A 12,004-nucleotide genomic window follows, 5' to 3' on the forward strand; every position below is an offset into this window, starting at 1 on the left:
CTCCGGACATGAACGATCGCTTGAAAGCACTCACCGACGCGGGTGTCTCCATCTGGCTCGACGACCTCTCCCGCGAACGACTGACCAGCGGCAGCCTGGCCGCCCTGATCCAGGACAAGCACGTGGTCGGCGTGACCACGAACCCGACCATCTTCGCCAAGGCCATCTCGGACGCCGACGCGTACGCCGAGAAGGTCTCCCGGCTGGCAGCGCAGGGCATCTCCACCGACGAGGCGATCCGGGTGATCACGACCGAGGACGTCCGCGACGCCGCCGATGTGTTCAAGCCGGCGTACGACGACAGCGAGGGCCAGGACGGCCGGGTCTCGATCGAGGTCGAGCCGACGCTGGCGCACGACACCGAGAAGACGATCCGGCAGGCCAAGGAACTGTGGGAGGCCGTCGGCCGGGAGAACATCTTCGTCAAGATCCCGGCCACCAAGGAGGGACTGCCCGCGATCACCGCGACGCTGGCCGCCGGGATCAGCGTGAACGTGACGCTGATCTTCTCCCTCGACCGCTACAAGGCGGTCGTGGACGCGTTCCTGACCGGCCTGGAGCAGGCGATCGAGAACGGCCACGACGTGACCAAGCTGGCCAGCGTGGCGTCGTTCTTCGTCAGCCGGGTCGACACCGAGGTGGACAAGCGGCTGGACGCCATCGGCACCGACGAGGCGTTGGCCCTGAAGGGCAAGGCCGCGATCGCCAACGCCCGGCTCGCGTTCGAGGCGTACGAGGAGATCTTCGAAAGCGACCGCTGGCGCGAGATCGAGACCGCCGGCGCGAAGCCGCAGCGTCCGCTGTGGGCGTCCACCGGCACCAAGGACCCGTCGTACTCCCCGACCCTGTACGTCGACAACCTGGTCACCAGCGGTGTCGTCAACACGATGCCTGAGGCAACCATCAAGGCGGTCGAGGAGCACAGCGAGTTCTCCGGCGACACGGTCCGCGGCGACTACGCGGCCGACCGCAAGGTGATCGACGACCTGGAGAAGCTGGGCATCTCGTACGACGAGGTCGTCCAGGTGCTCGAGGACGAAGGCGTGGCCAAGTTCGACGCGTCCTGGTCGGACCTGCAGGACACCGTCACCGCGGCGCTGAAGGCGGCCGCCAAGTGAGCGCTCCGTCGGTCAGGACGCAGAACGGCGACTGGGCCGAGGTCGTCGGCAAACTGGTCGCCGAGAAGATCGCATCCCGGATCGCCGCGAAGGACGCGACGATCTGGGGCCCGGAGGCCGAGTCCGAGGCCTCGATCCGGCTCGGCTGGGTCGACCTGCACGAGACCTCCCGCCCGCTACTGGCCGAGATCGAGGCGCTGCAGGCGGACCTGCGGTCCGAGGGTCTGGACCGGATCGTGCTGTCCGGCATGGGCGGTTCGTCGCTGGCCCCCGAGGTGATCACCCGGACAGCCGGTGTCGAGCTGGTCGTCCTGGACTCGACCGACCCGAGTGTGGTCGGGCGTGCGCTGGCCGGCGACCTGTCGAAGACCGTCATCGTGGTGTCCAGCAAGTCCGGCGGGACGGTCGAGACGGACAGCCACCGGCGGACGTTCGTCAAGGCGTTCACGGACGCGGGCATCGACGCTGCGTCCCGGGTCGTCGTGGTGACGGACCCGGGTTCGCCGTTCGAGAAGTTGTCGGCCGACGAGGGTTACCGCAAGACCTTCCTGGCCGACCCGAACATCGGCGGCCGGTACAGCGCGCTGACCGCGTTCGGGCTGGTGCCGTCCGGCCTGGCCGGTGCGGACATCGCCGAGCTGCTCGATCAGGCCGCCGAGGCGGCTCCCGAGCTCCAGGCCGATTCCACGGACAACCCGGCCCTGTGGCTGGGCGCCGTGCTCGCGGCCAGCGCCGGGCGGGACAAGGCGATCATCACGGCCGACGGCTCGGACATCGTCGGCTTCCCGGACTGGGCGGAGCAGCTGATCGCCGAGAGCACCGGCAAGAACGGCACCGGCGTCCTGCCGGTCGCGGTCGAGGTCGGCGCTCCGGAGCTGCGCAGCGAGGCCGCGGACCTGACCAACGCGCTGCTCGCGGAGAAGGCGACGAGCGGGGTGCCGACGGCGCTGACCGCGGGCACGCTCGGTGGGCAGTTCCTGCTCTGGGAGATGGCGACGGCGGTGGCCGGCTACCTGCTGGGCATCAACCCGTTCGACCAGCCCGATGTCGAGAGCGCGAAGAAGGCGGCGCGCGGCCTGCTCGACGCACAGCCCGAGCCGGAGGCGGCGGCGTTCACCGAGGGCGCCGTCGAGGTTCGTGGTTCCGAGGGCCTGCTGGACGGTGTGGACTCGCTGGAAGGCGCGGTCGACGCGCTGCTGGGCAAGCTCGATGCCAAGGGCTACCTTGCCGTCATGGCGTACCTGGACTCCGATCGCGACGGCTATCTGGCCGCGATTCGCCCGGCATTGGCGACCCGCACGGGCCGTCCGGTGACCTTCGGCTGGGGTCCGCGGTTCCTGCACTCGACCGGCCAGTACCACAAGGGTGGCCACCCGGAGGGCGTGTTCCTGCAGATCACCTCGGCGCACCCGGCGGACGTGGAGATCCCCGACCGTCCGTTCACGTTCGGCACGCTGATCTCGGCCCAGGCGGCCGGTGACGCGAACGTTCTGGCCGACCGCGGCCGTCCGGTACTTCGTCTGCACCTGACGGACCCGGCGACCGGCGTACAACAGCTCCTGTCCCTGTTCGGCAACTAGACACCTCGGAGGGAAGCGGCTGATGACCGCTGAGCTCGATGACGGGCCGGCCGGCCCGGTGAACCCGCTGCGGGATCCGCAGGACCGGCGGCTACCGCGGATCGCCGGGCCGTGCAGCCTGGTGATCTTCGGAGTCACCGGCGACCTGGCCCGCAAGAAGCTGATGCCGGCGGTCTACGACCTGGCGAACCGGGGGCTACTGCCGCCCGGCTTCGCCCTGGTCGGGTTCGCCCGCCGCGACTACACCAACCAGGACTTCGCCCAGATCGTGCACGACTCGGTGAAGGAGCACGCGCGGACTCCGTTCCGCGAGGAGGTCTGGCAGCAGCTTGCCGAGGGCTTCCGGTTCGTCCCGGGTGACCTGACCGACGACGAGGCGTTCAAGCGGCTGCGGGAGACCGTGGACGAGCTGGACATCACCCGCGGGACCGGTGGCAACCACGCGTTCTACCTGTCCATCCCGCCGGGGCTGTTCCCGGAGGTCGTGCGGCAACTGTCCGAGCACGGGCTGACCGACGAGGTGCCCGGTTCGTGGCGGCGGGTGGTGATCGAGAAGCCGTTCGGCCACGACCTGAAGAGTGCGCGCGAGCTGAACCGCGTGGTCGAGTCGGTGTTCCCGCCGGAGTCGGTGTTCCGGATCGACCACTACCTCGGCAAGGAAACGGTCCAGAACATGCTGGCACTGCGATTCGCCAACGCGATGTTCGAACCGGTCTGGAACAGTCACTACGTCGACCACGTCCAGATCACCATGGCCGAGGACATCGGCATCGGCGGCCGGGCCGGATACTACGACGGCATCGGCGCGGCCCGGGACGTGATCCAGAACCACCTGCTCCAACTGCTCGCGCTGGTCGCGATGGAGGAGCCGGTCAGCTTCGACGCCTGGTCGCTGCGCCAGGAGAAGAAGAAGGTGCTCGCCGCGGTGCAACTGCCGGAGCGCCTCGACCTGCACTCGGCTCGCGGTCAGTACGCGGCCGGCTGGGCCGGCGGCGTGAAGGTGAAGGGCTACCTGCAGGAGGACGGCATCCCCGCGTCCTCCGCGACGGAGACCTTCGCGGCGCTGCGGGTCGACGTGGACACCCGCCGGTGGGCAGGGGTTCCGTTCTACCTGCGGACCGGGAAGCGGCTGGGCCGCCGGGTCACCGAGGTCGCGGTGATGTTCAAGCGGGCGCCGCACCTGCCGTTCGCCAAGACCGAGACCGAAGAACTCGGTCAGAACGCCCTGGTCCTGCGGATCCAGCCGGACGAGGGCATCACCATGCGCTTCGGCGCGAAGGTGCCCGGGACCGCGATGGAGATCCGCGACGTGAACATGGACTTCCAGTACGGCGGTTCGTTCACGGAGTCCTCGCCCGAGGCGTACGAGCGGCTCATCCTCGACGTCCTGCTCGGCGACCCGCCGCTGTTCCCGCAGCACACCGAGGTCGAGCTGGGCTGGAAGATTCTCGACCCGGTGATCAACTACTGGGCCGAGCACGGCAAACCGGAGCAATACGGGTCGGGCGGCTGGGGCCCGGACTCCGCGCACGAGATGCTCGCCCGCGACGGACGCGCTTGGAGGCGGCCATGATCATCGACCTCACCGACACGACCTCGAGCGAGATCGCCTCGGCGCTGCTGAAGGCCCGCCGGAACGCGGGCTCCCCGGCCATGGGCATGGTCGGCACGATCGTGGTGGTCGTCGACGAGGCGTCGCACCACGACGCGATGAAGGCCGCGAACGAGGCCGGTCGCGAACACCCCTCCCGGGTCCTGGTCGCGATCCTGCGGCCGGGCCGCGGTGCCTCCGGCCTGGACGCCGAGGTGCGGGTGGGCGAAGGCATTCCGGGTGAGGCCGTGCTGCTCCGGCTGCACGGTGAGCTGGCCAAGGTGCCGGAGTCCGTGGTCACGCCGCTCCTGCTGCCCGACTCCCCTGTCATCGTCTGGTGGCCGGGCGGCGGCCCGAAGGCTCCGGCAGACGACCCGCTCGGCCGCCTGGGCCGGCGGCGGGTGACCGATGCGGCCACGACCCGGCGGGCGTCGCTCGACTTCACCGCGCGGGCCGAGGGCTACGAGCCTGGGGACACGGACTTCGCGTGGACCCGGCTGACGCCGTGGCGGGCGCTGATGGCGGCTGCCCTGGATCAGTACCCGACCAAGGTGACGGGTGCGGAGGTAGTGTCGGCGAAGGGCAACCCGAGTGCGGACCTGATGGCCGCGTGGCTGCAGTGCCGGCTCGGCGTCCCGGTCGAGCAGCGGAACTCGCGCGGCCCGGGGGTGACCGCCGTTCGCATGTTCACGCCGTCGGGGCCGATCGCGCTGACGCGGCCGGATGGCGCGGTGGCGACGTTCAGCATCCCCGGGCAGCCGGATCGGCCGGTGGCGTTGAAGCGCCGTACGACGTCCGAGCTGTTGAGCGAGGAGCTGCGGCGACTCGACCCGGACGACGTGTACGCGAAGACGCTGGCGTGCATGGTCAAGCGGGAGACGATGCCCGAAGCCGAGAAGAAGGTCGATGCGGCCGACCGGCGCTCGGTGCAGGCGGCGGTCTCCAAGGCCGCTGCCCACACCGCGGGTGCGACGACGGCCCCGGCCAAGAAGACGGCCGCTCCGCGGAAGTCGGCTGCCGCGAAGAAGGCCGCGGCGGCGAAGAACGCCGCTGGGCGGAAGACTGCTGCCAAGAAGACCGCGACCAAGAAGACCGCTGCGAAGAAGGCGGCGGCGGGCAAGGCAGTGGCGGGGCCCTCATGACTGATGCATCCGCTTCCAGCCGGGTGGTCGACCCGGAGCTGTTGATCCACCGCGACGCCACGGCGTTGGCGCACGCGGTTGCGGCGCGGTTCGTGACCGCGCTGGTCGATGCCCAGAGCAACGGCAGGGTCGCGCAGGTGGTGCTGACCGGCGGTCGCGTCGCGGCCGCGGTGCACCGCGCCGTCGCCGAGTGGCCGGCCGGCGCGAGCATCGACTGGCAGCGGGTCGAGTTCTGGTGGGGTGACGAGCGGTTCCTGCCGCCCGGCGACCCCGAGCGCAACGAGACCCAGGCTCGCGACGCCCTCCTCGCCCACGTGGACGTCGACCCGGCTCGTGTGCACCCCATGCCCGCCGATACCGGGCAATCGCCCGAGGCAGCCGCCGAGGCGTACGCCACCGAACTCGCCGCCACCATCTCGGCGTTGAGCGACGTCAAAGGTCGCGCCGTACCGGCGTTCGACGTACTGATGCTCGGTGTCGGGCCGGACGGGCACGTGGCGTCGTTGTTCCCGGGCTACCCGCAGCTCGCCGTCACCGACGTGTCGGCGGTCGCGGTGCACGACTCCCCCAAGCCCCCGCCGACCCGGGTCACGCTCACGCTCCCGGCCCTGAACCGCTCCCGCGAGGTCTGGTTCGTCGTCTCCGGCGAAGACAAGGCCGATGCGGTGGCCGATGCCCTGAAAGAAACCAGCACCCTTCCTGCCTCGGCGCCCAAGGGCCGCAACCGCACGCTGTGGCTCCTCGACGAAGCCGCCGCGTCACACATCGAGTAGTCCAGACCCGCGGGCCGGACTTCGGCCGGTGCCGAAGCGTCGGTCTGGCAGGATCGCGGTCATGACCTTCCGTGAGCTGCACACCGAGTTCTTCGTGATGCCGAATGCCTGGGATGCCGGGTCCGCGGTGATCCTTGCCGAGGCCGGCTTCCCGGCGATCGCGACCACGAGCGCCGGGATCGCATTCTCGCTCGCCAAGGGCGATCACACGCTGCCTGACGGGGCGCCGTCGGTGTCCCGCGAGGTCATGTTCGAGCGGATCCGCGAGATCGCGGCGGCGAGCGCCGTACCGGTGAACGGGGATCTCGAGGACGGGTACGGCGCCGAGCCTTCGCGGGTCGCCGAGACGATCGCGCTCGCCCGCGAGGCGGGGCTGGCCGGCGGGAACATCGAGGACTACGACGGACGCGAGTTGTACGACGCGGAGCTCGCCGTGGACCTCATCGTCGCGGCCCGCGAGGCGGCCGGCGCGGACTTCGTGCTCACGGCCCGGACCGACGGACAGTTGCTGCGCACGCCGAGCTCCTTGACCGACTCGATCGAGCGCGCCAACCGCTTCCGCGCGGCTGGTGCCGACTGCCTCTACGTGCCCGGCGTGAACGATCTGGACACGATCCGCACCTTGGTGACGGAGATCGACGGCCCGCTCAACGTCGTCGTCGGCCTCGGTACGTCGACCCTGACCGTCGCCGACCTGCAGTCCGCCGGCGTCACCCGGATCAGCCTCGGCGGCAGTATCGCCCGCGCCGCACTCGGCTTCATCCGCCGCAGCGCCGAGGAGCTGGCCACGAAGGGCACGATCACCTTCGCCGCCGACCAGATCCCGCAAGCCGAGCTCAACCGGCTCTTCGGGAGCCGACCACTGCGCTGACACCGGGCAGTTGCCGGCCGACGTCTCCCGGGAGCACTCTCGGTTCACGGGTTGGGGGCAACGATGGTGACGGACAGACTGCGCCGGCCGGCGATCGTTCACGGGATCGTCGGCCTCGCGACCTGCCTGTGTCTCATCGTGTTCTACCTCGGCGCCGACGCGTTCGGCTCCATCAACGACGTCGGCAACGCGGCGCTGGGGCTGCTCAGCGCCGGGCTCGCTTGGCGGTTCCAGGAGTCCGCCGCGAAGGTCCGGCCCGTGGTCGTCGGCATCGCGGCTCTCGGCGCCGTGATCACCGTCGTCGGCTCGATCCTGATCCTGACCGACGCCACCGGATTCTTCCTCGCGGGGCTGGTGTCGGCGACCGGGTTCGCGCTGATCGGGGTCTGGCTCGTCGCCGCCAGTCGGAGACTCGCCGACGGCTCGTGGCCGCAGCGCCTGCAACGAGCCGGCCTGGTCGCCGGAGCCGTGATGCTGCTCGGTTTCGTCAGCGTGCCCGGCATCATCATGGGTCTCGACGACCTGAACACCGCACCCGGCTGGACCTACGTCGGCGGCCTCAGCTGGGCGGGCACCTACCTGCTCTTCCCGGCCTGGAGCCTCCGCCTGGGCCGCGTGACCTCATTGCCCGGGGAGGACTGACCCGAACGCGGCCTCCAGCGGCGGGAACAGGCCTCGCACATCACCACCGGAGACCCACACACCGATCGCCAACGCGGCTGTTGCCTCCAGCAACCGCGCGCGTGCCAGCCCACCGGCGACCACCGGCTCACTCGCTGACCACCCCCGGCGAGGATCTCCTCGTCCCGATCCGGGCGCTCGGCGACTGGGCGGCCGCTTACGCCGACCGCATCCCGACCGGAAACAAACCGTAAACGGGTCGCGGCACAGTGCTGGAGTCAGCCCGATTCCAGGAGGTCAAGCTCATGTTCACCCTCACCCGGACCATCGACGCAGCACCCACCCAGGTCGCCCGCGCCTTCACCGAGCCCGAGCCGTTCGCGGCCTGGTTCCTCGCCGAAGGCTTCACCACGCCCGCCGACCGCGTCGCCATCGATGCTCGCCCCGGCGGACTCATCTCGGCCGTGTTCGTCGGCGACGGGGACGTCGAGGTCCCCTTCAGCTTGCGCTTCGGCGAGGTCGATCTGCCGCGGAGCGTCGTACTTCACTTCGACGAGCCGGCCGAGGAGATCACGGTCCGGCTGACGGATCTCGGCGACGACCGGACCCGGCTCGACTACCGGAGCGTGGGCCTGCCCGTCGAGCAGGAGACCACGATCAAGCCCGGCGTCGCGACGATGCTCGGGCACATGGCGTCGTACTTCAGCCGATGAGCCCCTTGTAGACGCCGGGCATCGGTCCAGGTGCCGGTCCGGGCGAGTAGTCCGGCGCGTCGCCGTCGGCCGCGCCGAGCAGTCGCCGGGTCAGCGCATCGCGGGACGACAGCAGCTCGGCCACGGCGGTCCGCAGCTCACCGGCTCCCGCGGTCTCCCCCGACTCCGCGGCCAGCAGGACGGTCCGTCGTACCAGCTCCTTCATGAAGGACGCCGTCGTACCCTCCGTCTGCCCGACGACCTCCTCGATCACGTCGGCATCCAGCTGCAGCCGAGGTCCGTAGAGACTCAGCAGCCGCGCACGACCCTCGGCATCGGGCAGCGGCACCTCGACCGCGAGGTCGACCCGGCCCGGACGCTGCATCAGGGCCGGCTCGAGCAGGTCGGCACGGTTGGTCGTCAGCAGGAACGCGACGTCCGCGTCCTCGGCCAGGCCGTCCATCTCGTTGAGGACCTGGAACAGCAGCGGGTTCCCCATCCCGTGGGAGTAGTCGCGCGCCTCGGCCACCAGGTCACAATCCTCGAGTACGACGAGCGCCGGCTGCAGCATCCGCGCCAGCGAACACGCCTGCGAGATGAACCCGATACTCGTCCCCGCCAGCAGTACGACGGTGAACCCGGGCAACCTGGACAGCAAGTACCGGACGGTGTGGGTCTTGCCCGTCCCCGGCGGCCCGTAGAGCAGCACGCCTCGGCGCAGGTGCTGGCCGGCCGACAGCAGCGTCTCCCGGTGCTCCGCGATGCCGACGACCTCACGCTCGACCCGCTCCAGGACCCATCCGGCAGTACGACGTCCGCCCGCGTGATCCCGGGCCGCGGATGCAACCGGAACGGCCCGACCCCCTGACCGAACTCGTGTCCCTCGAACGACACCACCTTGCCGCGGAACACGTTGTGCTCGCGGATCAGGTCCGGCAGCGCACCGAGGAACCGATCCCCCGCCGCCTTCGCCACCGCGAGGACCTCGAGCTCGACGCTCATCCGCCCGTACTGCGGGTTCGCCGCCCGCAACAGTGCGACGTACCGGTCCTCGCCCTGGACGCCGAGATAGAACCCGAACGCGACGCAGTCCATCTCCTCGTCGACGTCGATCTGCAACCGCTGATAGTCGACCGCGCCGATCCCGAACCGGTCGTACTCCGACAGCTCGAGCAGCTCGCCGAGCGAGTGGTGGCCGCGGTTCGACCCGGCCAGCCCGAGCACCTCGAACTCGTCGAACCACGCCTCGATCCCGCGCTGCACGTTCGGCAGGTCGTACGACGGGAAGCTCGACGACACCACCGGCACCTGCTCGGGGTCGACGCCGAGATGCGCGCGCAACCGGTCCCGCAGGCTCTCCCGGCCCGTCCGCCCGCCGGCCTGCTGCATCCGCTCCAGGAACCGCGTGAACAGCCGCGCGAACTCGTCGATCTCGGTCTCGTCCGGCATCGCGCCGTACCCCCTTGTCATGGACCTATCCGGAGGCTCCTCCGCAACGCCGGATAAGATCACCACCATGACAGATTCCAAGTCCACCGACCGTCCGTACGCCGCCTTCCCGGTACGGATCGGCCTGCAGCTCCAGCCCCAGCACGCCCAGTACGCCGACATCCGGCGGACCGTTGCCGCGGCCGAGGAGATCGGCGTCGACGTGGTGTTCAACTGGGACCACTTCTATCCGCTGTCCGGTGAGCCCGAGGGTCTGCACTTCGAGTGCTGGACCATGCTGGCCGCCTGGGCCGAGGCGACCGAGCGGGTCGAGATCGGCGCCCTGGTCACCTGCAACTCCTACCGCAACCCCGACCTGCTGGCCGACATGGCCCGCACGGTCGACCACATCAGCGAGGGCCGGCTGATCTTCGGCATCGGCTCCGGCTGGTTCGAGAAGGACTACGACGAGTACGGCTACGAGTTCGGTACGGCGGGCGGCCGGCTGGACGCGCTCGGCGAGGCGCTGCCGCGGATCGAGCAGCGCTGGACCAAGCTCAACCCGAAGCCGACCCGGGACATCCCGGTGCTGATCGGCGGCGGTGGCGAGAAGAAGACGCTGAAGCTGGTCGCCCAGCACGCGCACATCTGGCACGGCTTCGGCGACGCCGAGACGATCGCGCACAAGCACGCCGTCCTCGACGAGCACTGCAAGACGATCGGCCGCGACCCCGGCGAGATCGAGCGCTCGACGGCCGTCGGCACCAAGACCCCCGAAGAGATCGGCAAGTCCCTCCTCGACGTCGGCACCCGCCTGTTCACCGTGCACGCCTCCGGCCCGGACTACGACCTGGGCCTGCTGCGCGACTGGGTCGCGTGGCGCGACGACCTGAAGAAGTAGCACCGGCCTCGGGTGGCGGCCGGTCGGCCGCCACCCGAGAGGGCGCTAGGATTTTCGCCATGTCTACGTTGCCTGAGAACGGTTCGGTGCTGCCCATCACCCGGTGGGGTGAGGACGTCATGCACCGGGTCAACCGGCCGGTGACCGAGTTCGGTGACGAGCTGCAGAAGCTGGTCGCCGACATGGTCGCGACGATGAACGCGGCCGAGGGCGTCGGCCTGGCCGCGAACCAGGTCGGCGTGGACCTGCAGCTGTTCGTGTTCGACTGCCCGGACAAGGACGGCAACCGGGTCCAGGGGGTCGTCTGCAACCCGGTGATCGAGCTCCCGGAGGGCAAGGACCGCCGCCTGGACGAGGGCGACGAGGGCTGCCTGTCCCTGCCGGGCGCGTTCACCAAGTGCGCCCGCCCCGACTTCGCCCGAGTCGCCGGCCTCGACCAGCACGGCGAACCTGTCAGCTTCGAGGGCGACGGCCTGCTCGCCCGCTGCCTCCAGCACGAGACCGACCACACCCAGGGCACCGTCTTCGGCGACCGTCTGTCGCGCAAGTACCGCAAGCGCCTCTTCGCCGAAGCCGAAGAACTCGCCCCCGACTACCCCTCCGACTGGCCGATCACCCCGATGATCGAACACGAGGATGCCCACGAGGACAGCAGCGCCACCTGACGGTCTACCAGCGGGCCTTCTCGAGGTCGGCGAGGATCGCGTCGGCGGTCTGCTCCGGGGTCTGGCCGGTCGTGTCCAGCCACAGACCGCGGCGCGGGATGTCCTCCAGGCCTGCCTGCAGGGCGCGGACGCCGTCCTCCAGCGAGGGGCCCCAGTCGCGGTAGCTGTTGTTGCCGCCTCGACCGATCTCGCGCTCGACGATCGACCGCACCGACGGGATCAGGACGACGAGATACGTGTCCACGCCCCGCAGCCGGGCGAACCACTTCTCGACATGCTCGCCCAGGATGATGTCGCTGCAGACGAAGTCGAATCCGGCGTCCGCGTAGTGCTGCGCTACCAGCGCGGTCGCGTCGTACCGCAGCTCCAACTGCCGGACCGCCTCCGCCGACGGCTCCGGTGTCATCTGTTCGGCGCCGGCGACGACCCCACGGTAGAACACATCCCCATCCAGCGTCGCCGCCGGCGGCCCGAGCCGCGCGGCCACCATCGGCGCCACCGTCGACTTCCCCGCCGCCTGCATCCCCGTGACAAGCACTACCTTCGGGCTGTGGTCCATGCCTCCGCCGTGAGTGAGTAGATGGAACGGGCGCAGCACCAGGCGTCCCGTCGTACGCATGAC

At 70.2% G+C, this 12,004-nt stretch carries 13 protein-coding genes; 11 read left to right on the forward strand and 2 right to left on the reverse strand.

The genetic code is table 11. The features are described from left to right. The first annotated feature begins 8 nt into the window (after window positions 1–8). The 8 genes from tal (at window position 9) to ACXC9Q_RS06740 (ending at window position 8,409) form a co-directional block, all read left to right on the forward strand. Window positions 9–1,118: a transaldolase gene (gene tal, locus ACXC9Q_RS06705; protein WP_457055584.1), complete on the forward strand. Its 1,110-nt coding sequence runs from the start codon at window positions 9–11 to the stop codon at window positions 1,116–1,118. Next, entirely contained in the window at window positions 1,115–2,698 is a 1,584-nt protein-coding gene (locus ACXC9Q_RS06710; protein WP_457055585.1) for a glucose-6-phosphate isomerase, read from the forward strand. The genes tal and ACXC9Q_RS06710 overlap by 4 nt, the downstream gene beginning before the upstream one ends. Before the next feature lie 22 nt (window positions 2,699–2,720). After that, the gene (gene zwf / locus ACXC9Q_RS06715; protein ID WP_457055586.1) at window positions 2,721–4,271 is read left to right on the forward strand and encodes a glucose-6-phosphate dehydrogenase; all 1,551 of its coding nucleotides are present in this window, start codon (window positions 2,721–2,723) and stop codon (window positions 4,269–4,271) included. Then, the gene (locus tag ACXC9Q_RS06720) at window positions 4,268–5,431 is read left to right on the forward strand and encodes a glucose-6-phosphate dehydrogenase assembly protein OpcA (protein WP_457055587.1); all 1,164 of its coding nucleotides are present in this window, start codon (window positions 4,268–4,270) and stop codon (window positions 5,429–5,431) included. The genes zwf and ACXC9Q_RS06720 overlap by 4 nt, the downstream gene beginning before the upstream one ends. Continuing rightward, a complete protein-coding gene (pgl, locus tag ACXC9Q_RS06725; RefSeq protein ID WP_457055588.1) occupies window positions 5,428–6,204 on the forward strand; it encodes a 6-phosphogluconolactonase in 777 nt (258 codons plus the stop codon). The genes ACXC9Q_RS06720 and pgl overlap by 4 nt, the downstream gene beginning before the upstream one ends. 61 nt (window positions 6,205–6,265) lie before the next feature. Further along, complete coding sequence (locus tag ACXC9Q_RS06730; RefSeq protein ID WP_457055589.1) at window positions 6,266–7,075, forward strand: isocitrate lyase/PEP mutase family protein; 810 nt, start codon at window positions 6,266–6,268, stop codon at window positions 7,073–7,075. Between the two features lie 63 nt (window positions 7,076–7,138). Continuing rightward, window positions 7,139–7,717 (forward strand): hypothetical protein, encoded by a 579-nt coding sequence (locus tag ACXC9Q_RS06735; RefSeq protein ID WP_457055590.1) that lies wholly within the window; start codon window positions 7,139–7,141, stop codon window positions 7,715–7,717. Between the two features lie 284 nt (window positions 7,718–8,001). After that, on the forward strand, window positions 8,002–8,409 hold the full coding sequence (locus ACXC9Q_RS06740) for an SRPBCC family protein (protein ID WP_457055591.1): 408 nt from the start codon (window positions 8,002–8,004) through the stop codon (window positions 8,407–8,409). On the opposite strand, the gene ACXC9Q_RS06745 is transcribed toward ACXC9Q_RS06740, so the two are convergent. Further along, window positions 8,399–9,097: an AAA family ATPase gene (locus ACXC9Q_RS06745; RefSeq protein ID WP_457055592.1), complete on the reverse strand. Its 699-nt coding sequence runs from the start codon at window positions 9,095–9,097 to the stop codon at window positions 8,399–8,401. The two genes, ACXC9Q_RS06740 and ACXC9Q_RS06745, sit on opposite strands and share 11 nt — an antisense overlap. A 206-nt stretch (window positions 9,098–9,303) precedes the next feature. On the opposite strand from ACXC9Q_RS06745, the gene ACXC9Q_RS06750 reads away from it, so the two are divergent. Genes ACXC9Q_RS06750 through def form a run of 3 tightly spaced genes read left to right on the forward strand, consistent with a single transcriptional unit; the run spans window position 9,304 to window position 11,382 of the window. Continuing rightward, window positions 9,304–9,894 (forward strand): hypothetical protein, encoded by a 591-nt coding sequence (locus ACXC9Q_RS06750; RefSeq protein ID WP_457055593.1) that lies wholly within the window; start codon window positions 9,304–9,306, stop codon window positions 9,892–9,894. A 10-nt stretch (window positions 9,895–9,904) separates the two neighbouring features. Then, a complete protein-coding gene (locus tag ACXC9Q_RS06755; RefSeq protein WP_457055594.1) occupies window positions 9,905–10,717 on the forward strand; it encodes an LLM class F420-dependent oxidoreductase in 813 nt (270 codons plus the stop codon). 59 nt (window positions 10,718–10,776) lie between these two features. Beyond that, on the forward strand, window positions 10,777–11,382 hold the full coding sequence (def, locus tag ACXC9Q_RS06760) for a peptide deformylase (protein ID WP_457055595.1): 606 nt from the start codon (window positions 10,777–10,779) through the stop codon (window positions 11,380–11,382). 4 nt (window positions 11,383–11,386) lie between these two features. Here def and ACXC9Q_RS06765 read toward each other — a convergent pair whose 3' ends face one another. Beyond that, on the reverse strand, window positions 11,387–12,001 hold the full coding sequence (locus tag ACXC9Q_RS06765) for a phosphotransferase-like protein (protein WP_457055596.1): 615 nt from the start codon (window positions 11,999–12,001) through the stop codon (window positions 11,387–11,389). Window positions 12,002–12,004 lie beyond the last annotated feature (3 nt).

It is taken from the genome of Kribbella sp. CWNU-51, from assembly GCF_054073265.1.